This is a genomic window from Paraburkholderia sp. FW306-02-B (genome assembly GCF_058782725.1).
Genome location: NZ_JBYSXZ010000001.1, coordinates 1,153,206 through 1,175,543, shown reverse-complemented (window position 1 = coordinate 1,175,543; position 22,338 = coordinate 1,153,206). Strand labels below are relative to the sequence as shown.

The 22,338-nt window shown below is 63.5% G+C and carries 22 protein-coding genes; 11 read left to right on the top strand and 11 right to left on the bottom strand.

Translation table 11 applies throughout. The annotated features are described in order from the left end of the window. Positions 1 to 158 precede the first annotated feature (158 nt). Complete coding sequence (locus tag AC3WOG_RS05130) at positions 159 to 863, bottom strand: glutathione binding-like protein (RefSeq protein WP_492576983.1); 705 nt, start codon at positions 861 to 863, stop codon at positions 159 to 161. Between the two features lie 192 nt (positions 864 to 1,055). Further along, positions 1,056 to 1,277: a hypothetical protein gene (locus tag AC3WOG_RS05125; RefSeq protein WP_492576981.1), complete on the bottom strand. Its 222-nt coding sequence runs from the start codon at positions 1,275 to 1,277 to the stop codon at positions 1,056 to 1,058. A 248-nt stretch (positions 1,278 to 1,525) separates the two neighbouring features. Between AC3WOG_RS05125 and AC3WOG_RS05120 the strand changes: the two genes are divergently transcribed. The 5 genes from AC3WOG_RS05120 to AC3WOG_RS05100 all read left to right on the top strand — a co-directional run bounded on the left by AC3WOG_RS05120 (position 1,526) and on the right by AC3WOG_RS05100 (position 6,182). Then, positions 1,526 to 1,861, top strand: a complete 336-nt coding sequence (locus tag AC3WOG_RS05120; RefSeq protein ID WP_492576979.1) for a hypothetical protein — start codon at positions 1,526 to 1,528, stop codon at positions 1,859 to 1,861. 268 nt (positions 1,862 to 2,129) lie between these two features. Further along, entirely contained in the window at positions 2,130 to 3,401 is a 1,272-nt protein-coding gene (gene dcm / locus AC3WOG_RS05115) for a DNA (cytosine-5-)-methyltransferase (RefSeq protein ID WP_492576977.1), read from the top strand. Positions 3,402 to 3,469: 68 nt separating this feature from the next. Further along, positions 3,470 to 3,916, top strand: coding sequence for a very short patch repair endonuclease (locus tag AC3WOG_RS05110; protein WP_492576976.1), 447 nt, complete (start codon positions 3,470 to 3,472; stop codon positions 3,914 to 3,916). Between the two features lie 163 nt (positions 3,917 to 4,079). After that, positions 4,080 to 4,589, top strand: a complete 510-nt coding sequence (locus tag AC3WOG_RS05105; protein WP_492576975.1) for a YbhB/YbcL family Raf kinase inhibitor-like protein — start codon at positions 4,080 to 4,082, stop codon at positions 4,587 to 4,589. Positions 4,590 to 4,733: 144 nt separating this feature from the next. Further along, entirely contained in the window at positions 4,734 to 6,182 is a 1,449-nt protein-coding gene (locus AC3WOG_RS05100) for an MFS transporter (RefSeq protein ID WP_492576973.1), read from the top strand. A gap of 134 nt (positions 6,183 to 6,316) precedes the next feature. Here AC3WOG_RS05100 and otsA read toward each other — a convergent pair whose 3' ends face one another. The 5 genes from otsA to AC3WOG_RS05075 all read right to left on the bottom strand — a co-directional run bounded on the left by otsA (position 6,317) and on the right by AC3WOG_RS05075 (position 10,629). Further along, positions 6,317 to 7,741 (bottom strand): alpha,alpha-trehalose-phosphate synthase (UDP-forming), encoded by a 1,425-nt coding sequence (gene otsA, locus AC3WOG_RS05095; protein WP_492576971.1) that lies wholly within the window; start codon positions 7,739 to 7,741, stop codon positions 6,317 to 6,319. Between the two features lie 212 nt (positions 7,742 to 7,953). Further along, positions 7,954 to 8,166: a hypothetical protein gene (locus AC3WOG_RS05090; protein ID WP_341312861.1), complete on the bottom strand. Its 213-nt coding sequence runs from the start codon at positions 8,164 to 8,166 to the stop codon at positions 7,954 to 7,956. A gap of 154 nt (positions 8,167 to 8,320) precedes the next feature. Next, positions 8,321 to 8,542 carry a hypothetical protein gene (locus AC3WOG_RS05085; protein WP_492576970.1) on the bottom strand — a complete coding sequence of 74 codons (222 nt, stop codon included), beginning with the start codon at positions 8,540 to 8,542 and terminating at the stop codon, positions 8,321 to 8,323. A gap of 119 nt (positions 8,543 to 8,661) precedes the next feature. Further along, a complete protein-coding gene (locus AC3WOG_RS05080; protein ID WP_492576969.1) occupies positions 8,662 to 10,062 on the bottom strand; it encodes a sigma-54-dependent transcriptional regulator in 1,401 nt (466 codons plus the stop codon). A gap of 306 nt (positions 10,063 to 10,368) precedes the next feature. Further along, the gene (locus AC3WOG_RS05075) at positions 10,369 to 10,629 is read right to left on the bottom strand and encodes a hypothetical protein (protein WP_492576967.1); all 261 of its coding nucleotides are present in this window, start codon (positions 10,627 to 10,629) and stop codon (positions 10,369 to 10,371) included. Positions 10,630 to 10,981: 352 nt separating this feature from the next. Between AC3WOG_RS05075 and AC3WOG_RS05070 the strand changes: the two genes are divergently transcribed. From AC3WOG_RS05070 to AC3WOG_RS05060, 3 genes are all read left to right on the top strand, one after another. Continuing rightward, entirely contained in the window at positions 10,982 to 12,043 is a 1,062-nt protein-coding gene (locus tag AC3WOG_RS05070; RefSeq protein WP_492576966.1) for a sigma-54 interaction domain-containing protein, read from the top strand. Positions 12,044 to 12,280: 237 nt separating this feature from the next. After that, a complete protein-coding gene (locus AC3WOG_RS05065; RefSeq protein WP_492576965.1) occupies positions 12,281 to 12,859 on the top strand; it encodes a hypothetical protein in 579 nt (192 codons plus the stop codon). Next, the gene (locus tag AC3WOG_RS05060) at positions 12,856 to 13,431 is read left to right on the top strand and encodes a hypothetical protein (protein ID WP_492576963.1); all 576 of its coding nucleotides are present in this window, start codon (positions 12,856 to 12,858) and stop codon (positions 13,429 to 13,431) included. Before AC3WOG_RS05065 ends, AC3WOG_RS05060 begins: the two co-directional genes overlap by 4 nt. Positions 13,432 to 13,494: 63 nt before the next feature. Here the strand turns inward: AC3WOG_RS05060 and AC3WOG_RS05055 are convergent, their stop codons facing one another. Then, the gene (locus AC3WOG_RS05055) at positions 13,495 to 14,841 is read right to left on the bottom strand and encodes an ABC transporter ATP-binding protein (protein WP_492576962.1); all 1,347 of its coding nucleotides are present in this window, start codon (positions 14,839 to 14,841) and stop codon (positions 13,495 to 13,497) included. A 23-nt stretch (positions 14,842 to 14,864) separates the two neighbouring features. Then, positions 14,865 to 16,616, bottom strand: coding sequence for an ABC transporter permease (locus tag AC3WOG_RS05050; protein WP_492576961.1), 1,752 nt, complete (start codon positions 16,614 to 16,616; stop codon positions 14,865 to 14,867). Between the two features lie 694 nt (positions 16,617 to 17,310). On the opposite strand from AC3WOG_RS05050, the gene AC3WOG_RS05045 reads away from it, so the two are divergent. Beyond that, positions 17,311 to 19,002, top strand: coding sequence for a sensor domain-containing diguanylate cyclase (locus tag AC3WOG_RS05045; RefSeq protein WP_492576960.1), 1,692 nt, complete (start codon positions 17,311 to 17,313; stop codon positions 19,000 to 19,002). A 161-nt stretch (positions 19,003 to 19,163) separates the two neighbouring features. Next, positions 19,164 to 19,433 (top strand): double-stranded DNA-specific endonuclease, encoded by a 270-nt coding sequence (locus AC3WOG_RS05040; protein WP_341312871.1) that lies wholly within the window; start codon positions 19,164 to 19,166, stop codon positions 19,431 to 19,433. 68 nt (positions 19,434 to 19,501) lie between these two features. Here AC3WOG_RS05040 and AC3WOG_RS05035 read toward each other — a convergent pair whose 3' ends face one another. Together AC3WOG_RS05035 and AC3WOG_RS05030 are read right to left on the bottom strand one after the other, a co-directional pair. Then, entirely contained in the window at positions 19,502 to 20,818 is a 1,317-nt protein-coding gene (locus tag AC3WOG_RS05035) for an ATP-binding protein (protein ID WP_492576959.1), read from the bottom strand. After that, positions 20,802 to 21,527, bottom strand: coding sequence for a response regulator (locus AC3WOG_RS05030; protein ID WP_091796232.1), 726 nt, complete (start codon positions 21,525 to 21,527; stop codon positions 20,802 to 20,804). The genes AC3WOG_RS05035 and AC3WOG_RS05030 overlap by 17 nt, the downstream gene beginning before the upstream one ends. Positions 21,528 to 21,747: 220 nt before the next feature. Between AC3WOG_RS05030 and AC3WOG_RS05025 the strand changes: the two genes are divergently transcribed. Continuing rightward, complete coding sequence (locus AC3WOG_RS05025; RefSeq protein WP_492576958.1) at positions 21,748 to 22,281, top strand: Spy/CpxP family protein refolding chaperone; 534 nt, start codon at positions 21,748 to 21,750, stop codon at positions 22,279 to 22,281. The last annotated feature ends 57 nt before the right edge of the window (positions 22,282 to 22,338 follow it).

Here is a 22,338-nt window from a genome sequence, read left to right as displayed (position 1 = left end):
AGGTGGTTGCAGGTCCAACCAAAGGTCGGCAAACGTCAGGAGAAAGAACTTGAGTGGCGCTGAGCCAGGAGCGGGGGAAATCAAACAGGAACTGGCGGCCCGCGCAAGGCCGCCTGCAGCCGGAGGCGAACTACACCACCCCCAGCCGCATTAGAAAATCAGGCGCGACTGGGAATCTCCAGTCCCTTCGCCACCGCCGGACGCGCGACGAACGCAGCCAGCACCCGCTTCACATTCGGGAAGTCCTGAATCCCGACCAGATCCCCTGCTTCATAGAAGCCGATCAGGTTGCGCACCCACGGGAAGGTCGCGATATCGGCGATCGAGTACCTGTCGCCCATGATCCAGGCGCGTCCGACGAGCCGCTGCTCCAGCACGCCGAGCAAACGCTTCGACTCCGCGACGTAACGGTCGCGCGGCCGCTTGTCTTCGTACTCCTTGCCGGCGAACTTGTGGAAGAAACCGAGCTGGCCAAACATCGGACCGATCCCGCCCATCTGGAACATCACCCACTGGATCGCTTCATAGCGGCCCGCAGCATCCTTCGGAATCAATTGACCGCTCTTGTCCGCGAGATAAATCAGGATCGCGCCGGATTCGAACAGGGGCAGCGGTTTGCCGCCCGGGCCGTTCGGATCGATGATCGCCGGAATCTTGTTGTTCGGATTCAGCGACAGAAACTCGGGCGTCATCTGATCGTTCGTATCGAAGCGCACGAGATGCGGTTCATACGGCAGGCCGGTTTCTTCGAGCATGATCGACACCTTCACGCCATTAGGCGTCGGCAGCGAGTAGAGCTGAATCCGGTCCGGATGCTCAGCAAGCCATTTGTTCGTGATGGGGAATGCGGACAGATCGGTCATAGTGATGGTGTAACCCTTGTACAAGCGTTGCGGCTGGAAATCGGAAATTGGCGCTGGGACTCAACAGCAGGCCCCAAAAGTGCCCCCTGAAAGCAAGATCGCCAAATATAAACCGACTCAGCGCAGCGCGTGCGACGCCGCCTCAGAACACCCCCACCGCGCGTGTGGCCACGCGACGCTCCTCCCAAAGGCTCACCACAAATCTTTGGTCGCGCTCCCGGCGCGCAGGTCATATCCTTCGCGCCACAAGGCCGCGCCGACTGTCGTCAAGAGCGTCCTCTGCTCGCCGTCGAGTTGTTCCCAAGCCGCCGCCAGCCAGTTGGCGAAGCTCGCGCAGGTGGATTCGAGGTCGACGGGGGCCTTGCCCTCCAGGTACTGCCGTTCGAACATCGAAAGCACTTTTTCGGGTGTCATGGCGCACCTCCTGTTGGATGCGCCAAGTCTAAAGGCAGCGCGCGGCACACGGAGCGCGCGCGGCGTCGAACCCGGGTTACTCCCAGGCCAGCACGGTTCACGGCATGCGGGCGCGACATTACGCCAGTATCCCGATCGGGCAACCGGGATGCCCAACCCGTTTTCGCCCCTCGAAGCGGTCGCAAAAAATATTCTGAAAAAGCCTAAAGTCCCGCCACAGCCTGCCGTTAAAAGGCCATGGAGGAGTTATGGACCGCACACTCAATACGCCGACGGGATCATCCCAAACGGCGCTGATCGATCAGGACATCGCGCATATTGGGCGCGTGATGCGGCCGTCTTTACGCGGCGATCTGGGTGGCCCGATTTTCCCGGCCACCTACTGGCGCAAGCGTTTGTTTCAGCTACTCGATGCCGGCAACCTGTCTCACGCGCAGTTGCGCGCCGTCGACAGTCTGTTGCTGCAAATCGACGAGTTCGACGCTTCGGTTATCCAGCCGGCATGGGACGCGGTGGCGCAACAAGATTTGCGGCCTGCCGCCCGCGCGGCGAACGCATCGTCGTCGGCCATCGGCCAGATCTGACGCCCGCTCCTGAAGCCCGCTCTGCGGCGCCTCCTTCCAGCACCTCCCGCGCATAAAAAACGGCCGCGAACTACGCCGCGGCCACAACACGTCGCAACGCTGGGAATTCGCGTCACACCATAAGCCTACACGGTCAATTGTGACATTCGCTTATCGTCGAAAATCCACCCGTTCAAGTCGGATATTTTCTGCCCATCGTCCGCAAAAACAGGAAAAATGGGACGACCTTAGGTCATAATGTCCGCAAAAATTCCCAGCAAGGACGCCCGTGACCCTCGCCGCACCGCTCGAACTGCTCAAGCAGGCGCGCGCCCGCTTTACTCAACGCGAAATCGCCGCGCACGTCGGCAAAGACATCAAGACGGTGCGCCGCTGGGAAAAAGGCGAAACACCGTGTCCGGCGATGCTCGAGCCGGCCTTGCGCGATTTGCTGCACACCAGCATCGGCGCGGCTAACGGCGACGCCAGTTTCCGCTTCATCGATCTGTTCGCCGGCATCGGCGGCATTCGCATGGGTTTCGAAGCGCACGGCGGCGCCTGCGTGTTCACGAGCGAGTGGAACGATTTTTCCACCAAGACGTATTGCGAGAACTACCCGGGCGGCGCCGACCACGCGCTGATCGGCGACATTGTCTCCTTCCCTGCCGAAGAGGTGCCGAGCCACGACGTGCTGCTTGGCGGCTTCCCGTGCCAGCCGTTTTCGATCGCCGGCGTCAGCAAGAAAAACGCGCTCGGCCGGCCGCACGGTTTCGAGTGCACGACCCAGGGCACGCTATTTTTCGACGTCGCGCGCATCATCGCGGCGAAGCGCCCCTCGGCGTTCCTGCTGGAGAACGTGAAGAATCTGCTCTCGCACGACAAAGGCCGCACCTTCGACGTGATCCTGCAGACGCTGCGCGACGAACTCGGCTACGAGGTGCATTACCGGGTGGTCGACGGCCAGCATTTCACGCCGCAGCATCGCGAGCGGATCATCATCGTCGGCTTTCGCGGCAAGACCTCGTTCTCATGGGACGATCTGCATTTGCCGGAAAACGGCCCGCGTCTCGGCTCGATCCTGCACCGGACCGACGGCAGCGAACCGGACTTGCCATGGGATCACGACCGCTTCTTCGACCACGCCAACCGCCGAGTTCAACCGAAGTACACGCTCACGCCGAACCTCTGGACTTATCTGCAAAACTACGCGGCGAAACATCGCGCGGCGGGTAACGGCTTCGGCTTCGGCATGGCTTATCCGGACAGCATCGCGCGCACGCTATCCGCGCGCTATCACAAGGATGGCTCGGAGATTCTGGTCTATCAGGGTGAGCAGTTGCGCCCGCGCCGCCTGACGCCACGCGAATGCGCGCGGCTAATGGGCTTTCCCGACACGTTCCGGATTCCCGTCAGCGACACGCAGGCCTATCGCCAGTTCGGCAACAGTGTCGTGATGCCGGTGATGCGGGAAGTGGCGCGCATCATGCTGCCGCATGTGCAAACCCTGCTCGCCGAGGAGACGCACCATGGCTCGGCTCAAACTCTCTCGCTGTACGCCTAAGCTACCTGAAGGCAACCCCAGGCAAACCCAGGCAAACCCGAGCAACCCAAGCTATCTGAGCCTTAACGATGGTCGATATCGTCGATAGCGCGACGCGCAGCCGGATGATGTCCGGCATCCGCGGCCGCAACACAAAGCCGGAAATCCTGATCCGCAGCCTGCTGCACGGCCAGGGCTTCCGCTTTCGGCTCGATGTCCGCGATCTGCCGGGCCGGCCGGATATCGTGCTGCCGCGCTACCGCGCCGTCGTGCTGGTGCACGGCTGTTTCTGGCACGGCCATGACTGCCACCTGTTCAAGTGGCCGCAAACCCGACCGGAGTTCTGGCGCGACAAGATCGGCCGCAACCGCAGCAACGACGACAAGGTCCGGCAAGCATTGCTCGCGAGCGGCTGGCGCGTCGCGGTGGTGTGGGAATGCGCTTTGCGTGGCGCCAATCGCGATATCGAGGGCGTGTTGCAGCGGCTCGTCGAGTGGCTGCGCAGCGACGCGCCGAGCTTCGAAGAACGCGGCTGAAAGCCGCTTGTAGCCTGCCCGGTTCAAGCGAATCCGAAGGCCGCTGGTGATACACTCGGTTGGCTGACCCGGGGAGTTTTTTGCAAGCCGATACGGCAATATGTCGGCAACATGAAACCGCGCCCTGGCCATCTCCAGAACCAACCTTGAAGGGAGGCATACGATGGCTGATTTCCGTCTCTGGTCCGACGAGTTCCCCACCAACGGCTTCATGCCGAAAGCCCACGAATTCGACGACAAGTCATTCGGCGTCGACGGCGAGGGCGAAAACATTTCGCCCGCGTTGCAGTGGGAGGCGCCCCCGGCCGACACGCAAAGCTTCGCACTCACGGTCCACGATCCCGATGCGCCCACCGGCAGCGGCTTCTGGCACTGGGTCGTCGTCAACATTCCGGCCGATGCGCGCTCGCTGCCGCGCGACGCCGGCAACGCAGACGGCTCATTGCTGCCGCAGGGCGCGCTGCAAGTGCGCAACGACTACGGCACGGTCGGCTTCGGCGGCGCCGCACCGCCGCGCGGCGACAGGACGCATCGCTACATCTTCCGTCTGCATGCGCTGAAGGTGCCGCATCTGCCGATCAACGCAGAGACCACCAACGCGGTCGCACGCTTCATGACGCACCTGAACGAAATCGATTCGACCACGCACACCGGTCTGTACGAACTGAAATAACGCGTGAGACGCGATGCCGGTATGCCTCGGGTATGCCATTGCGGTATCGGCATCGCCGCTGCTGCCGTCGTTCATTCCGGCGCGGCAAGCAGCGCGCCTGGCTCATCATGTGACTCATGAGCCGCCCCCAACAAATCAAAGACGATGCACGCACAACCATCGCGAAAGGACGGCTCCACGCCAGCCGACGCCGCTGATACACTCCCCCCTGCCACATCGTTCGCGGATAGCATCGAACACGGCTTGCCGGTTCCGCAACGCTACTGGGCGATGCTGGTTATCGCGCTCGCCCTTACGCTGGCGGTGCTCGACAGCGCGATCGCCAACGTGGCCCTCCCCACCATCGCGCGCAATCTGCACGCAAGCGCCGCCGGCTCGATCTGGGTCATCAACGCGTATCAGCTCGCCATCACGATCTCCTTGCTGCCGCTTGCGTCGCTCGGCGACCGCATCGGCTATCGGCGCGTCTATCTGTTCGGGCTGATCCTGTTCACCGTTGCGTCGTTCGGTTGCGCGTCGTCCACCTCGCTGCCGACGCTCGCGCTCGCGCGCGTGGTCCAGGGCTTCGGCGCGGCAGGCATCATGAGCGTCAACACGGCTCTTGTGCGCATGATCTATCCGCCCGCGCAGCTCGGCCGCGGCGTCGCGATCAACGCGATGGTGGTCGCGGTGTCGTCCGCGGTCGGACCGACGGTCGCGGCCGGCGTGCTCGCCGTCGCCTCGTGGCCGTGGCTGTTCGCGATCAATGTGCCGATCGGCATCGCGGCGATCGTCGGCGGATTCAAGGCGCTGCCGCTGAACCGCGGCCACGATTCGCCGTACGACTATCTGAGCGCGGTGATGAACGCGTCCGTGTTCGGCCTGTTGATCTTCGCCGTCGATGGTCTCGGACACGGCGAGCGGCTCGGCTACGTCGTAGTCGAAGCGCTCGGCGCGCTCGTGATCGGCTACTTCTTCGTGCGCCGCCAGTTGACGCAGCCCGCACCGCTCCTGCCGATCGACTTGTTGAGGATTCCGGTGTTCGCGCTGTCGATTGGCACGTCCGTCTGTTCGTTCTGCGCGCAGATGCTGGCATTCGTGTCGCTGCCGTTTCTGTTGCAGGACACGCTGGGATTGTCGCAAGTGCAAACCGGTTTGCTGATCACGCCGTGGCCGCTGGCGATCGTCGTTGCGGCGCCATTGTCGGGCGTGCTGTCGGACAAGGTGTCGGCGGGCTGGCTGGGCGGCATCGGACTCGTCGCGCTGACCGCTGGCCTGCTGCTGCTCGCGACGCTCGGCGCACATCCCGAGCCGGTGCAGATCGCGTGGCGTATGGCGCTGTGCGGCGCGGGCTTCGGCATTTTCCAGTCGCCGAACAACCGGACCATGCTGTCGGCCGCGCCGCGCGAACGCAGCGGCGGCGCGAGCGGCATGCTCGGCACCGCGCGGCTGACCGGGCAGACGCTCGGCGCGGCGCTGGTCGCGCTGATCTTCGGTGTCGCGCCACAGCATGGGCCGACCGTCGCGTTGTATGTCGCCGCGTGCTTCGCGGCAGTCGCGGCCGTGGTCAGCACGCTGCGGGTCATGCAGCGCGTGACTGTGCAGCCGGCCTGAGCCCGGATGCAACAAGGGCGCGAATCGCACGCTGTGCGCCGCGCCCTTCTCCATCGCTTCAAATCCTGCTCAAACAATGTCGACGTGACCGGCACGCGCGATCTAAAGAAGTCGCGCCGCCGCCCTCGATCCGGCTACGTTGCCGTCACGTCAGCGAGCTTTACCGCTTTGGCCGTCACGGAAGAAGCCGTCGCGACATTACGCAAGTCGGCGAGGAACGTATCGCGCCAGACCGACAGATTGTTCTCGCGCATCGGCGCCATCATGTCGGCGTGACGCGCCTGCCGTTCGGCCAGCGGCATCGACAGCGCGCGCTCCAGCGCCTCGGCCATCTGCGACAGGTCGAACGGATTGACGACCAGCGCGCCCGGCAATTGCTCGGCCGCGCCCGCGAATTGCGACAGCACCAGCACGCCCGGATCCGCCGGATCCTGCGATGCGACGTACTCCTTCGCGACCAGATTCATCCCGTCGCGCAGCGGCGTCACATAGCCGACCTGCGATTGACGGAACAGCGCCATCAACAGATTGCGCTCGTATTTGCGGTTCAGGTACTGGATCGGCGTCCAGTCGAGTTGCGCGAAACGGCCGTTGATGCGCCCCGCTTCGCCCTCGAGCGTCTGACGAATCCGCTGGTAGGTCTGCACGTCAGCGCGAGTCGGCGGCGCGATCTGCACCAGCGACACGCGCCCGTGCCAACCGGGCGCATTCAGCAACAGGCGTTCGAACGCCTGGAAGCGCTCCACCAGCCCCTTCGAATAATCGAGCCGGTCGACGCTCATGATCAGCTTGCGCCCACGCATCCCGTCGCGCAGGCTGCGCACCGGCTTGCGGTCGGTGAACTGCTCCGCGGCTTTCGCGATCGCATCGGGATAGATGCCGATCGGGTAAGCGCCGACTTTGAGGAAGCGGTTATACGCGTGCACCATGCCGTCTTCGCTCGAGCTCCCATGCTGGCCGCGCTCGATATAGTCGACGAACGACTGGCGATCCGCCTCGGTCTGGAAGCCGATCACGTCGTAGCTGCACATGGCTTTGAGCAATTCTTCGTGCGGCGGAATCGTCCGGAGCACTTCCGGCACCGGAAACGGAATATGCAGGAAGAAGCCGATCGGATTCTTCACGCCGAGATCGCGCAGGCAGCGTGCGAACGGCAGCAGGTGATAGTCGTGAACCCAGATGATGTCGTCGGACTTCAGCAACGCCTTGAGTTGCCTCGCGAGCGTCGCGTTGACGCGCTGATAGCCCGCGTATTCCTGCCGGTCGTAGCGCGACAGGTCATTGCGATAGTGGAACGTCGGCCATAGGGTCGCGTTCGAAAAACCGCGGTAGTACTGGTCATAATCGCGCTTGGTGAGGCCCACCGTCGCGTACGTGACATTGCCCTGCTTTTCCATCACCGGAGCGGACGATTCAGCCACCGTCTCGCCGCTCCAGCCGAACCAGACCCCGCCGGTTTCCTTCAACGCGTCCAGCACGCCAATCGCAAGCCCGCCCGCCGCGGGACGCCCTTCCTGGGTCGGCGCGACACGATTCGATACCACGATCAGTCTGCTCATTGGTGCTCCACCTCAGTCAGTTATTTCGTTGCATACGCATATGTGCCGAAAAGGCGCACGCAAGTCGTGTGCCGTTTCATGAGACAGCAGAAATAAAAATGTATGCAAATGTGACGGACGAGCGAAAGCACGCGACGTCGTCGCACCGCGAAGAATTTTTTTCTGCTTTGTATGACGAACCCAGGCGCCCTCAACCACTTGGCAGACGGCGTTCAGGCGTCCTGCTCAGAGCCCAGATCGCGCTGGTATTCCAGCCCTTCCGGGCGCACGCCGCCCTGGTTGTGCTCGCCGTCCGGCGGGGCGTTGGGCGCGACGCGGTTCTGCGCGGCCGGATCCGGCGACGCCGACGGGTCGCTATTGCTGCTGGACGGCCGGGAATCGCGCTTCGAGTGGCGCGCGGAACGTCGCAGTGCTGGATGTCTCATGATCGCTGCCTCCAAGGGAAGGCCACCGCCGAAACAAGGCGGCATCAATATAGTCTAGGGGTCACGAAGGTAAATTGCCGGTAAAAGATGCGCCGGCTTTGTAACAAGTACATAAATTCGCCGCGCCGGCATGTGGTGCAGCGCACAAAGCCTGTCAGAGTTGCACGCGTTGCTGCCGAGGCCGGCCGGCTTGCGGCGTTTGAGTCGGTTGCGGCGGCGGATCGCCAATCGGCGGAGGAACCGGTTCGTCCGGCTCCGGCGTCGGGGTCGTGTCGGGCTCGTCAGGTGTGGACGGCGGCTCAATCGGCTCGGGACGGTGAGCGCGCCAGGCTAGAGGAAGCTCGGGAAGCGCGGGAGCGGCAGCGTATTCCGGCATGGCGGTTATCCTCGTTTTGGCGTTGCAATGAATCGAAGCAAGGCCTGTGCCGTAATCGACGCGCTGCCGGCGGGATCGCGCTGTGAGACGGGCGTAGCGGGCGTGGCGGGCGTGGCGCTTTAAGCGTCGGCGCCGCGCAGGGCGCGCGATTCGTCGGCGGCGTCGCTTTCGTCACGCGCGTCGTTGCCGTACTCGACCAGACGGTTGTACAGCGTCTTCAGACTAATGCCGAGAATCTCAGCCGCGCGCGTTTTCACGCCGCCGCACTGTTCGAGGGTCGCGAGAATCAGCTGACGGTCCGCTTCGGCGAGCGACGTGCCGAACGCAATCGTGATCGCCGTACCGGCCGCTGGCTTGGACAGCGTGATCTGCAACGGCACCGTTGCCGTGCTGTCCGAATCCGCACCCGACATGATGTGCGCGCGCTGCACGTAATTCTTCAACTCACGCACATTGCCCGGCCACGGATACGACAGCAGCATGTCCTTCACCGCGGCGGGGAAATGCTTCTTCGTGCTGTGACGCTCGTTGAGTTCGTCGAGGAAGGCCTGAGCAAGCAGTTCCACATCCTTGCCCCGGTCGCGCAACGGCGGCAGGCTGATCGGGAACACGTTCAGGCGATGGTACAAGTCGAGACGCAGTTTGCCTTCCAGCACCGCCTGCTCCGGATCGCGGTTGGTCGCGGCGATCAGGCGCACGTCTGTTTCGATTTCCCTGGTCGTGCCGACCCGCATGAACATGCCGGTTTCCAGCACGCGCAGCAGCTTGACCTGCAACTCGATCGGCATTTCGGTGATTTCGTCGAGAAACAGCGTGCCGCCGTTCGCGCGCTCGAAATAACCCTTGTGCTGCCGGTCCGCGCCGGTGAACGCGCCGCGCTCGTGGCCGAACATTTCCGACTCGATCAGGTTCGGCGAGATCGCGCCGCAGTTCACCGCGAGGAACGCGTGCTTACGGCGCAGGCTGAGCTGATGCAAGGTCTGCGCCGCGACTTCCTTACCCGTGCCCGACTCGCCGACCAGCATCACCGAAGCCGCCGTCGGCGCGACGCGGCCGATCTGGTCGTAAACCTCCTGCATGGCCGGCGAATTGCCGAGCATCAGACCGAAGCGGCCCATGCGGCGCAACTCGCCCCGCAGCGTGCCGATTTCCGCCTTCAGATCGCCGGGGCGCGGCAGGCGCGACAGAATCGCCTTCACGCGCTGCATATTGATCGGCTTCACCAGGTAGTCGGCCGCGCCCATTTTCAGCGCGTTGACCGCCGATTCCACCGTGGCGTGGCCGGTAATCACAATCACCTCGACGCCCGAGCGCGGGTCGAGATCTTCAAACAGGTCGACCCCGCTGCCGTCGGGCAGCTTCAGGTCGGTAAAGACGACGTCCGGCATCTGCCGGACCAGTTGAATGCGCGCTTCGCGCAAATCACCTGCCGTGGCGGTGGTGAGGCCGTCTTCCCCGATGATGGCCGAAAGCGCCTCGCGGGTACCGGCATCGTCATCGACAATCAGTACGTGTGGCATCGCGTCTCGAAAACCCGAAAGCTTGAATGGTGGACCATGCAGAACCGCATGCTAAAAAAGCCGGCCGGCGGCGTTTCGCCTGCCTGCGATGCGCCAGGATGTGAGCACACGCTGACTTCCTGGAAAAAGCACCGAGCCTTTGACTTAATGCAATATCGCAACAATATATGAAAAAACCCGCAGGTTTGATCCGCCATTGTTGTGTATTTGCCTATTATACGGCGTTATCGAGACAAGACAGGTCCACATCCCGGCCGTCGCGCGGCAAAGCGCGGCGCACCGGCGATGCGGTGGACGCAGCGGCGTTCAGCTGCGCGGAAACGGCCATGCGTTGCCGTTCAGATGCTCCGAGCCCTTGACGCCATGGGCGGCCGGACTGACGCTCTCCGGCGCGACACTGCCGGACGCCGTAGCGGGCGTTGCCACCGAACCGCCCTCGTCTTCCCAGCGACTCAAATCGCGCGCCGCCGGAACCTGCGAAGCACGGTTTTTCTGCACATAGCGCAGGGCCAGCAAGCCGCCGACAACCATCAGCACACTGAAAATCCCAAATTTAGGTCGTGCCATCGTGAACTCCTTTTGGTCAGGAAGCGGATCAGCGTCGAGTGGCCCGCGCCTTGGCAAGCGGTCAGAACGTCAGGCAGAAAACCAACGCGGAAGCAGACGCGCGCCGGCTGTGAGCCGCAAACACCGTGCCGGGTAAATCTGCCGCTCGTGGGCCTCAACCTCTTCCCTTCTGGCATTTTCGACCGGCCTCTCATCGTGTATTTCGCCGGCCGTCACACGGATTGCCGCAAGCGCCGTCAAAGTGGTTAAATCGACTTTTGTGAGATATTGGCCGCCGGGGTCGCAGGTCAACGTCTCGTTATAGACCTGCGCGCCGCGACAACGAACCACATTTGCACAGGACTCCCCGTTTATGGCGTCAACCGATCTGGACTCGCCCACCGTCTCCGCCGGCGGCAATGCTTCGGCACAGGCGAAGCTGCGCGTCGCGGACGGCATCGCGGGCCTGAAATCGTACGGGCTGCTGTACGGCTCGTCACCGGCGATGCTGGATCTGTATGAGCAGATCGAGCGCGTCGCCAGCACTGACGCGACCGCGCTGATCATCGGCGAATCGGGCACCGGCAAGGAGTTGATCGCCCGCACGATTCACGATCAAAGCAGCCGCAAGGCCGCACCGTTCATCGCGGTCAACTGCGGCGCGATTCCCGATGAACTGATCGAAGCCGAATTGTTCGGCCACGAGAAAGGCAGTTTCACGGGCGCGGTTCAGGGCCGCGTCGGCTACTTCGAACACGCGAATGGCGGCACGCTGTTCCTCGACGAAATTACTGAGATGGCCCCGGTACGCCAGGTCAAGCTGCTGCGCGCGCTCGAGACCGGTACGTTCTATCGGGTCGGCGGCAACGAACTGATTCACGGCGACGTGCGCGTGATCGCCGCAACCAATCGCGACCCCGCGGTGGCCGTCAAAGAAAACGGCCTGCGTGAAGACCTCATGTACCGTCTCGCCGTTTTCCCGTTGCGCGCGCCGCCGCTGCGCGAGCGCGACGGCGATCGCGAACTGCTCGCGCAACACTTCCTCGCTTTGCTGAACCAGCAGGAAGGCGCGAACAAGAGCTTCAGCAAACGGTCGCTCGAAACGCTGCGCACGTGGTCCTGGCCGGGCAACGTGCGCGAACTCAAGAACGCCGTGTATCGCGCCTTCATTCTCGCGGAGAAGACGGTCGAGTTGCCGCATCCGCATCTCGCGTCGCGCGTGAAAAAGCCCGTCACGCAAGGCGATACGATGAGCGTGTGGATCGGCACGCCGCTCGCCGATGCGCAAAAGCAGATCATTCTCGGCACGCTGAAATATTGCGGCGGCGACAAACGGCGCGCGGCCAAAGCGCTCGGCGTGAGTCTGAAAACGCTGTACAACCGCTTGAGCACCTATGGCAACGACGCCGCCGCGGAAGACGAAATCGAGCAATAGGCTGTGTCATCCCACCTTCGATCCATTCGCACCACCAGGTAAATCGGCATCTGCTCAACAGAAACCGATTGGACCCGCATCATCTTTTGCAATTGCTTGCACTTTCCCTCTGCCAATTACAAATCGCATCCTGCAAAATGCGGCAGCGCATATTGCAACGAAGGATCGACGTGCCGTTCGTTCACAACCTCGCTTTGAGCGTGAATGAAAGGCACATGCAGAAACAGAGATAGAGAAATGCAAAAAAGTATGGTGTGGGCCGCACGAGAAAAACCAACGGCCAAACGCGGACGCTTCAATGCAACAGCGTTTGTCGCGTTGGCGGTTGCGATCTCGTCGGCGTTGAGCGGTTGTGGTTCGCTCTACTCGGAAGGCGCCACCGCCAGCGCCGGTATCGCAGGCGCCGCGCTCGCGGCGAAGGTCACCAACAATGCAGCGGTCGCCACCGGCATCGGTCTCGGCGCGGTGGCCGCGGCCCGCGCCGGGGTGCAGTATTCGGAGCGCGTGGTCCACAAGAATACGCAGGACGGTATCGCCAGGATCGCCGGACCGCTCGAAGTCGGCGCAATCGCGCCGTGGAGCGTGACCCACTCGATGCCGATCGAAGACGACGAACATGGCCGAGTCACCGTCAGCCGCACGATCAGCAGCGGCGCGCTCGACTGCAAGGAAATCGTCTTCTCGGTCGATCAGACCGCCACCAAAAATGTGCCCGCGAGCAGCGCGTTCTATGTCGCCTCGATCTGCCGCGACGGCGACAACTGGAAATGGGCGTCGGCCGAACCTGCCACCGAACGCTGGGGCGCGCTCCAATGAAGGGGCGATTGGTTTCGCGCTTTGTCGCTCGCTCTGTTCCCCGCTTAGTCCCGCCTGCGCTTTCCAGCAACCGGCTGCGGCTCGTTTTGGCCGGCGCACTCTGTGCCGGCGCCAGCCTGCTGACGAGCGGCTGCTCGTCGGTCGGTGCGGCGAGCGGCGCGGCGGCCGGCGTCGCGTCGGGTCTCGTGACCACCAATCCGGCCGTGGGCATCGGCGTCGGCATCGCCGTGCAGGCGGCGACCGACGAAGCCATCGGCCGCTATATGCGCAACATGCACACCGATCAGCAGAACCTGATCGCCGCGTTAGCAGGCGCAATGCCGGTCGGCGAGACGCGGCCCTGGGCGGTCAAGCACACGCTGCCGATCGAGAACGGTCACGGCAAGGTGCGCGTGACGCGCGCGTTCGGTTCGGCGCTGACGCTGTGCAAGGAATTCGTGTTTTCAGTCCAGGACGGCGACGGCCCGAACGCGCACGAAGACTGGTACACCGGCAGCGCGTGCCAGCAGGACAAAGGCTGGAAGTGGGCGTCCGCGGAACCGGCGGTCGAACGCTGGGGCAATCTGCAATAAAAAAGCGGCAGGGTCTCCCCTGCCGCTTTTTTGCATGAAGCTTCTTAGTCGTCTCGACCGCGCTTAAGACTCCACGTCTTCCAAACTGAAAATTTCGGTCTGGTCGTTGTACGAGAAGATCTCGCCATAACGGCCCCAGTTGATCACCGCGTCGAGCGTCTCTTCCGCGGCGCTGTCTGACAGAAAATCCTCCAGTTCCTGCTCGAAGCGCACCCGCGGCGCGCGATGCCCCGGCCGTTCGTTCAAGACCTTCTTGATCCGCGCCGCCAGCGGCACGTGCCGCAGCAGATGCTCGGCGAACATCATTTTGCGTTCCTGCGTGCCGAACTCGGCGAACACGCGCGCCGGCGGCGTCAGGAAAATGTCGCCTTCACGCACGTCGGCGAAGCCCAGATGCTGCAGCACTTCGGCAACCGGGAACAGATCGTCCACCTCCAGATGCAGCGAGCGGGCGATTTCCGGCATGTCCGCGCGGCCGTGGTACGGCGCGGCGGCCAGCGTCTCGATCAGACCGGCCATCAGGTTGGTCGACACGTGCGGCAGCCAGCTGCCGAGTTCGAGGCCCTTCTTGGTCGCTTCGTCGGTCTGGCGCGCGGTCATCTTTGCGTAGATCTCGTCGACCAGACGGCGGAACGCCGGATCCAGCCGGTTGCGCGGATGCTTGAACGGCACCTTGATCTCGGCGATCACGCGGCCCGGATTCGACGACAGCACCAGAATGCGGTCGCACATGAATACCGCTTCCTCGATGTTGTGCGTGACGATCAGCACCGATTTGATCGGCATGCGGCCTTGTGTCCACAGGTCGAGCAAGTCGGTACGCAGCGTTTCGGCGGTCAGCACGTCGAGGGCGGAAAACGGCTCGTCCATCAGCAGCAGCGTCGGATCGACCACCAGCGCGCGTGCAAAGCCGACGCGCTGACGCATGCCGCCCGACAACTCGCGCGGATAAGCATTCTCAAAACCGTCGAGACCGATCAGGTCGATCGCGGCCAGCGCGCGTTCGCGGCGCTCGCGCGCACCCACGCCTTGCGCTTCGAGGCCCGCTTCCACGTTCTGCAGCACGGTCAGCCACGGGAACAGCGCGAAGGTCTGGAACACCATCGCGACGCCCTTCGCCGGGCCGTCGAGCGGCTTGCTCATATACGTCACTTCGCCATCGGTCGGCTCGATCAGGCCGGCGATGATACGCAACAGTGTCGACTTGCCGGAGCCCGAACGGCCCAGCATGCCGACGATCTCTCCTTCGCGCAGCGACAGGTTCACATCGTCGAGAACGAGCAACTCACCTTGAGTCTTGTTGAACCCTCTGCACACGTCCTTGACGCACAGAATCTCTTCGCCCAGGCGCGGAGGCATCGGCGGCGTCTGGACCGGCGCGGCGGTTACGGCAGCTTTAGGATTTTGCATCGCGTTTTGCCTTAAATTTACTGTCAATCGAGCCGAAGCCTGGCCTCGGCATAGGCGTACATCGGACGCCACAGCAGGCGGTTGAACAAGGTCACAAACAGGGACATCACGGCAATGCCGAGAATGATCTTCGGAAAGTCGCCCGCGGCGGTAGTCTGCGCGATGTACGAGCCCAGACCGTGTGCGACGACTTTGGTATCGCCCCACTGAACGAACTCGGAGACGATACTCGCGTTCCAGGCGCCACCGGACGCGGTAATCGCGCCCGTCACGTAGTACGGGAAGATGCCTGGCAGCATCACTCTGCGCCACCACTGCCAGCCGCGGATGCCGAAGTTGGTAGCTGCTTCGCGGTAGTCGTTCGGATAAGAACTGGCGCCGGCAATCACATTGAACAGGATATACCACTGGGTACCGAGCACGATCAGCGGCGACAGCCAGATGTCCGGGTTCAGGTGAAAGCGTACGATCACGATCACGAACACGGGAAACAGCAGGTTGGCCGGGAACGCCGCCAGAAACTGCGCGAGCGGCTGGATCTTTTCGGCGAGCGCCGGACGCAGCCCGATCAGCACGCCGAGCGGCACCCAGATCAGCGACGAGATTGCAATCAGCAGCGCCACGCGCAGTAGCGTGATGAGACCCAGCACGAACACGTGTCCCACTTCGTCGAGCGTCACGCCGGTGCGTACATAAGCCACGACGCGATAGACGACATAAACGGTCAGCAGGATCACCAGAATCCCCCAGACGATGTCGCCCACGCGCGACGATTTCTGGCGCTGCGGAATCGCGAAGCGAACGCGGTCGAATGACGGCACGCGCATCGGCACGCGCGCGGCATTCGCGAAGATCCAGCCGATCGGCACGAGCAGGCGGTGAATCAGGCGGGTACGGCGGATCAGGTCGAGCAGCCACGACTCCGGTGCATTGCCGGAGCTGGTCGTTTCCATGCGGAATTTGTCGGCCCACGCGACGAGCGGACGGAACAGGAACTGGTCGTAGGCCAGAATCACGACCGTCATCGCCAGAATCACCCAGCCGATCGCGTGCATGTTCTTCTCGGAGATCGCCTGCGCCAGAAACGCGCCGATCCCCGGCAGCGTGATCGTATTGTTGCCCACCGTGATGGCTTCGGAAGCCACCACGAAGAACCAGCCGCCCGACATCGACATCATCATGTTCCAGATGAGGCCGGGCATCGAGAACGGCACTTCGAGCTTCCAGAAGCGCTGCCATCCGGTCAGATGGAAGCCGCGCGAGACTTCATCCAGGTCGCGCGGCACCGTGCGCAGCGACTGATAGAAGCTGAAGGTCATGTTCCACGCCTGGCTCGTGAAGATCGCGAAGATCGCCGCGAGCTCCGCGCCCAGCACGCGCCCCGGGAACAACGCGAGGAAGAACGTGACCGTAAACGAAATGTAGCCCAGCACCGGCACCGACTGCAGGATGTCGAGAATCGGCACCAGCACGAGGCCCGCACGGCGGCTCTTCGCGGCGAGCGTGCCGTAAACAAGCGTGAAGGTCAGCGACGCCACCATCGCCGCAAGCATGCGCAGCGTGGTGCGCATCGCGTATTCAGGCAGGTTCGTCGGGTCGAGCGAGATGACCTGGGCCTTCAGCGTCGACATCGGCGCTAGCGTCTGATGAAAGCCGATGGCGGCCATCGCGATCACGCAGATGATCAACGGGAAGGCGACGAAGTCCCAGCCGTTGGGCAGCAATCGCCACGCAGATGCATTGGCGGTGCGTTTCAGGTCGAAACTGAAATCCATCAGGCGCTCTCCCCATTGTGACAAGCATTCGAGTGCATAAAGGAGGCCGAGGCTTCGGCGCGGCGGTCTGAAGATCGGTCCGGAAAGCGGAAATCAGGCATGGCAAAACGCGTGTGCGCGGTAAATCGTTAGCGTTGGAGACACGTAGACCGGTGGCGGACACGTCTTCGGGCATGCCCTGGACCGTTACCGCGAAGCCGGACTCCTCTGTCGCCGCAGGCGCCGCCCGTAGGCTGGCGAGCTCTCCTTGTTTTGGACGGCACGACACTACACCATCCTATGTTTCAGGCACAACCTTTCCCAGTAAATAGCGGCAAGCATCCAGCAAGGGCCCTCGATTCATCACTGGCAAGCCATACCGCAATCATTTACCGTCGCGCGCCAGCGACACCCAGACCCGGTCGCGGATCCATCCGGCGCGCTCCGGGCTACCCGGAAAACCCGCTGAACCATTCAGAAACCCGACACGCTGCCGTTAAGAACCTGATGGGCTATGCGGGTGTACTTCGCATTCCCGCAATAACGGTGGCGTCTGGCCCCACGACGGTTAAAATCGGGAAACGGCGCGCATGTTCGCGATTTATCCCGAGCCTGAGCAGCACCTCACCGCCCGTTTCCACAGGGACGATTCAGCGCCGGCGCGCTGCCACGAACCAGCTTGTTGCATGTCACAGCCAGACGGATTAGAGGGTCGATGAACAGGACAACCTTGCGCCAGGCAACCGGACCGATCAGCTTCGTGCTGATCGTGCTCGTTTGCTGGTTCGTGGCCGGCATGGTCGCGGACCGGATGGTACAGCAAGAGCTGGACGCGGCCTTGCGCGTGCAGCGGCAAATGTCCACGTCGATCGTCGACAACATGGCCGAGGTGATCGCCAGCGACCTCTCGATGTCGCGGGCCATTCCGGCAACCATGGCCGAGATGGATGTGGTCCAGCACGCGCTGTCACAATCGCAGAATTATGCCGCTAACGGCGAAGCGGCGGAACCCGCCCAGCGCGCCGCGTTGCTAAAAGACCCGCGGATGGCCGCTGTCAGCGACTTTCTGCATGACGCGCAAGGCTTCTCCGGACTCGACCAGATCTGGCTCGTCAACGCCAACGGCATATGTGTCGCATCGAGCAACTCCGTCCACAACCCGCTGGCTGCGGAGCGCTCCTTTGTCGGCGCCGATATGCGCACGCGCGGCTACCTGACGAACGCGCTGCTTGGCGCGTTCTCGGAGGCCTACGGCGTAGGCCGCGTGAGCGGCGAGCCGGGCATCTTCATCGCGGCGCCGGTGTACGCCGACGGCTTGCTGGTCGGGGCGGTGGTCGCCAAGGTGGGGATCGCGCGGTTGCGCCACTGGGTCGCGCATGCCGGCACCTTCGTTGCCGATGAACACGGCGTCATCATCATGGCGCACGACAGCGCGCTCGAAGGCCATGCGCTGCCGGACTCGCGGGTCCAGCATCTGAGCGCGGCCGAACGCCAGATCATCTATCACCGCGAGTCGTTCCCCGATGTCCGGATTCAGGTCGCCCCACAGGTGCGCGACCAGGCGCCGTGGGTGCCCACCTCGATCGCCGCGCAACTGTTCGGCATGACCGAGCGGCCCGTGCCGTCGCTGTACCAGGCGCGTAGTGGACTGAACTCGGGGCTGTCGGCCCATCTGGTCGACCCGCTCGCGGCCTGGCCTGAACTGCTGCGCAATCACAAGCGCGATCATCTGCTGGTATTTCTGACGCTGGCAGGCACGGTCGCGCTGGCGTGGGTGATCACTGTGTCGTATGTGCGCGAGCGGCGCCATCATCGCGCCACGCGCGACCTCGCTGAACAATTGCAATCAGCCAATACGTTGCTGTCGGCCGAGGCGCGCCACGATGCGCTGACCGGCGCGCTGTCGCGGCGCTATTTCCTCGACTTGCTGAACCACGAGATCGAACGCGCGCATGCGAACAACGAGCCGCTGTGCATGGCAATCGCCGACCTCGATCACTTCAAGCAGATCAATGACCGCTTCGGCCACGCCGCCGGCGACCGCGCGCTCGAGCATTTCGTCGACACTTGCCGCGCCGAACTGCGCGGCGCCGATGCGGTCGGCCGGCTCGGCGGCGAAGAATTCGGCTTGCTGCTGCCGGCCACCGGCCTCGCCGGCGGCCGCGAGGTGGTCGAGCGGCTGCGCATGCGCCTGAAGGCGGTTCCTTCGGCGAAACTGCCTGCCGCGGTAGGCCTGAGCGTCAGTATCGGCATCACTGAACTCTCGCCCGACGATCTGCCCGAGCGGATCATGAGCCGCGCCGACCTCGCGTTGTACGCGGCGAAGACCGGCGGCCGCGACCGCACTGAAGCCCTGCCGCCTGACGACACCGCCCCGCCGGCCCGCACGGTGGCTAGCGTCTGGTAAAAATAGACGCGCATCGGGACGCACCCACGCACGCATCGACGAATCCAGTCGATGACGCAACGCAAGACCCCGCAAGACCCGCCCTTCAGTGCGCCCTGACGAAGCAGGTATCATCGACCCTGATATTGAGGTTGCCGCTACCGCTCTAACGGGAGATTCGCATGAAGGGAAATCTGGTCATCGTCTGTCGCGATCACGATGCTGACGCGTTCGACCATCTGCTGGCCGAATATGGCGCATTTCAGACACGCCTGTCGTCGACCGCGTGGTATCTGAAACTGGATGTCGCGCCGGAGCTGATTCAGGAAGAGATACTCGCTCGTCTCGGCAAATACACGACGCACTACATCTTCGAAGCCGAAACGGTGACGTGGAATACGGTGGATAGCGAGGCGGCGAATGCGCTGAACACGCTGTTTTCAGAAGACTAGCGGCGCGCTCAAACGCGCGTTCTGGAATATGCAGGGGGGCCCAGGCGCCTGCCGCCCCCACCCCTGACCTACCAGGCGCTTTCCGACGCCGCCGCGACGCGCGGCACCAAATCGAACGGAAAGCGCATCAAAACCTGCAAGCCACGGCCCTCGTGGTTGCCGATTTCCCACTCGCCGCCCGCACGCCGCACCAGCCGCTCGACGATCGCCAGCCCCAGACCGCTATGGCCGTTGCCGCCGCGCGCCGGATCGAGCCGCACGAACGGACGGCTCGCGTTGATCAGATCCTGCGCGGCGATACCGCTGCCGTTGTCACGCACCGACAGCGTAAAGCCCTGAGGCGTGCGCTCGGTGGCGACGACGATCGGCGGCGCACCGTAAGCGTGTGCGTTGTCGAGCAGATTCGACAGAATCCGGTCGAGCGTGGCCGCGGGCAGCAGGAAACCCGGCCCTGCGTTGAGTTCGGTCTGCACGGTGGGCGCACCGGCCGCCACCGCGCGATAGCTGCGCACCACGCGCTCGCACTGCGCATCCACTTCGACTGCTTCGCTGCGATCGGCGCCGTCATGGGCGAACACCAGAAACTGCTCGACGATATGCGTCATCGAATCGACGTCGCGCACCACGCCGTCGCGCATCTTCACTTCATCCATCATCTCGGCGCGCAGCCGCAAACGCGCAAGCGGCGTTTTCAGGTCGTGCGCGACGCCAGCCAGCATCACGGCGCGGTCGTTTTCGGTACGCGCCACTTCCTGAACCATCTGGTTGAAGCCATGCGTCAACTGACGCAATTCGCGCGGACCGCGCTCGGGTACCGGCGGCACCGGCAGACCGCGGCCGAACCGCGCCACCGCCTGAGCGAGCGAGCGCAACGGCTGCTGCAACGCCCATGCGGCAAACAGCGCCGCCATCACCGCGAACGAAAAGATGATCGCGAGCCACAGCACGGTACGGTCGAGCGAACGGGGTGTGCGCAACGGCTGCACCGGCACGACGATCCAGTTGCGGTCCGCAGTGGCGCGCACCCACAGCGTGGGCGGATGGCCCGGCTGACCGATCCGCACCAGGGTGCCGGACGGCATGCGGTCGCGCACGTCCTCGACAAAACGCGTGAGCGACGCCGGCAGGTTTGTGGTGTCCGCCGGCACGTCCGGACTGGCCGGATCGACCAGCCTCACACGCGATGGCAACGGCTGGTCCGGCGTATGAGCGACGTGCTGGCGCACCGCGTCGACGAGAAAAGTGGCTTCCTCGACCGCGTAGCGCGTTTGCAGCTGGCTGCGCTCGAGGCGCATCAGCGCGTACCACGCGAAATGCGACAGCAGCAGCACCGCGACGACTAGCAGCGCCAGCCGTCCGAACAGCGAATCAATGGGACGGCGCATGCTGTTCGCCGTCCGGCACGAACACGTAGCCGCGCCCGCGCACCGTTTGAATGAAGCGCGGCGTGGACGGATCGGTTTCGAGGATGCGGCGCAAACGCCACACCTGCACGTCGATGCCGCGGTCGGTGCCGTCGTATTCCGGACCGTGCAGCAGTTCGAGCAGGCGCTCGCGCGTGAGCGTGCGCATGGGGTGATTAACGAAAATCTTCAGCAGCGCGAATTCGCTGCCCGACAGCGTGAGCGGCTTGTCTTCGAGATGCAGCGTGCGCGACTGGAAATCCAGCGTGAAGCGGCCGAAGTTGAACGGCTCGCGCTGTTCCGGCGCCGCCGCCGACGGCAGCGTGCGGCGCCGCCGCAACACCGCCTGCACGCGCGCCAGCAGCTCGCGCGGGTTGAACGGCTTGCCGAGGTAGTCGTCCGCGCCGAGCTCCAGACCGACGATCCGGTCGACGTCGTCCGCACGCGCGGTGAGCATGATGACGGGAATGTCGTCCCCGGACGCGCGCAGCTTGCGCAGCGCGGTCAGCCCGTCGACGCCGGGCATCATCAGATCGAGCACGATCAGATCCGGGCGCTCGCGCTCGAGCCGCCGCTCGAGCGAGCCGGCGTCGTGCAGCACCGAGACCTCGATGCCCTGACGGGCCAGATAGTCGCGCAGCAGATCGCGCAATTCGACGTCGTCGTCGACAACAAGTATTTGAGTAGCCATGAGATGAAGTTTAACGCGCGAGAGGATGGGTTTTCGTTTCCGGACTGCCCTGAAGGGTTACCGGGTGTTACGGTGAAAGGCGCACGTAATCGCTCGTAATAGCGGCATCGGGCGGCGTAACACAGCGCCGGGCGCAGTTCTCTACGCTGTGTCTTACCGAATGCAGGCCGTCCTTTGTTGCCGGTTGCATCGTCGGCTATTCCATTACAAGGAGCCTTACATGTCCACCAAAAAAATGTCGCGCATTCTCGCCGTTGCCGCCACTGCTCTCGCCATCGGCGCGGGCGCTGCCTATGCCGTACAACCCGCTCATGACGGTCACGGCGGTCCCGGCGGCTGGCATGGCCACTTCATGAAAGAACTGTCGCAACTACATGACCAGTTGAAGCTGAACGCGGATCAGGAGAAGCAGTGGCAAGCCGCGCTCGACACCATGAAGCAGAACCACGAGGCCATGCGTGCCAATCATGAACAGATGAAGAACCAGTTCAAGGCCGCGCAGCAGCAGCCCATTCTGGACCTGAACGCGATGGCCGCGGCGCACCAGCAAGTCGAGCAGAAGGACGCACAACTGCGTCAGCAAACAACGGACGCATGGCTCAAGTTTTATAACGGCCTGAACGACCAGCAGAAGACCACCGTCAGCACCGCGCTGAAACAGCGCTTTGCGAAGATGGAAGCGCGTCACGAAAAGATGCACGAGCGCTGGGAAAATCGGAAGGGCGCAGCGTCGGCGTCGGCCGCCAGTCAGTAAGCGGCACATGCTACGGGTGGCGGCCCTGGCAGGCCGCCGCCGGAATGAAAAAACGCC

Excerpts from the sequence above, each read along its gene's own strand:
- AC3WOG_RS05130 (WP_492576983.1), bottom strand. The coding sequence starts at position 863 with ATGACCGATCTGTCCGCATTCCCCATCACGAACAAATGGCTTGCTGAG.
- AC3WOG_RS05125 (WP_492576981.1), bottom strand. The coding sequence starts at position 1,277 with ATGACACCCGAAAAAGTGCTTTCGATGTTCGAACGGCAGTACCTGGAG.
- AC3WOG_RS05120 (WP_492576979.1), top strand. The coding sequence starts at position 1,526 with ATGGACCGCACACTCAATACGCCGACGGGATCATCCCAAACGGCGCTG.
- AC3WOG_RS05110 (WP_492576976.1), top strand. The coding sequence starts at position 3,470 with ATGGTCGATATCGTCGATAGCGCGACGCGCAGCCGGATGATGTCCGGC.
- AC3WOG_RS05105 (WP_492576975.1), top strand. The coding sequence starts at position 4,080 with ATGGCTGATTTCCGTCTCTGGTCCGACGAGTTCCCCACCAACGGCTTC.
- AC3WOG_RS05100 (WP_492576973.1), top strand. The coding sequence starts at position 4,734 with ATGCACGCACAACCATCGCGAAAGGACGGCTCCACGCCAGCCGACGCC.
- otsA (WP_492576971.1), bottom strand. The coding sequence starts at position 7,741 with ATGAGCAGACTGATCGTGGTATCGAATCGTGTCGCGCCGACCCAGGAA.
- AC3WOG_RS05090 (WP_341312861.1), bottom strand. The coding sequence starts at position 8,166 with ATGAGACATCCAGCACTGCGACGTTCCGCGCGCCACTCGAAGCGCGAT.
- AC3WOG_RS05085 (WP_492576970.1), bottom strand. The coding sequence starts at position 8,542 with ATGCCGGAATACGCTGCCGCTCCCGCGCTTCCCGAGCTTCCTCTAGCC.
- AC3WOG_RS05080 (WP_492576969.1), bottom strand. The coding sequence starts at position 10,062 with ATGCCACACGTACTGATTGTCGATGACGATGCCGGTACCCGCGAGGCG.
- AC3WOG_RS05075 (WP_492576967.1), bottom strand. The coding sequence starts at position 10,629 with ATGGCACGACCTAAATTTGGGATTTTCAGTGTGCTGATGGTTGTCGGC.
- AC3WOG_RS05070 (WP_492576966.1), top strand. The coding sequence starts at position 10,982 with ATGGCGTCAACCGATCTGGACTCGCCCACCGTCTCCGCCGGCGGCAAT.
- AC3WOG_RS05065 (WP_492576965.1), top strand. The coding sequence starts at position 12,281 with ATGCAAAAAAGTATGGTGTGGGCCGCACGAGAAAAACCAACGGCCAAA.
- AC3WOG_RS05060 (WP_492576963.1), top strand. The coding sequence starts at position 12,856 with ATGAAGGGGCGATTGGTTTCGCGCTTTGTCGCTCGCTCTGTTCCCCGC.
- AC3WOG_RS05055 (WP_492576962.1), bottom strand. The coding sequence starts at position 14,841 with ATGCAAAATCCTAAAGCTGCCGTAACCGCCGCGCCGGTCCAGACGCCG.
- AC3WOG_RS05050 (WP_492576961.1), bottom strand. The coding sequence starts at position 16,616 with ATGGATTTCAGTTTCGACCTGAAACGCACCGCCAATGCATCTGCGTGG.
- AC3WOG_RS05045 (WP_492576960.1), top strand. The coding sequence starts at position 17,311 with ATGAACAGGACAACCTTGCGCCAGGCAACCGGACCGATCAGCTTCGTG.
- AC3WOG_RS05040 (WP_341312871.1), top strand. The coding sequence starts at position 19,164 with ATGAAGGGAAATCTGGTCATCGTCTGTCGCGATCACGATGCTGACGCG.
- AC3WOG_RS05035 (WP_492576959.1), bottom strand. The coding sequence starts at position 20,818 with ATGCGCCGTCCCATTGATTCGCTGTTCGGACGGCTGGCGCTGCTAGTC.
- AC3WOG_RS05030 (WP_091796232.1), bottom strand. The coding sequence starts at position 21,527 with ATGGCTACTCAAATACTTGTTGTCGACGACGACGTCGAATTGCGCGAT.
- AC3WOG_RS05025 (WP_492576958.1), top strand. The coding sequence starts at position 21,748 with ATGTCCACCAAAAAAATGTCGCGCATTCTCGCCGTTGCCGCCACTGCT.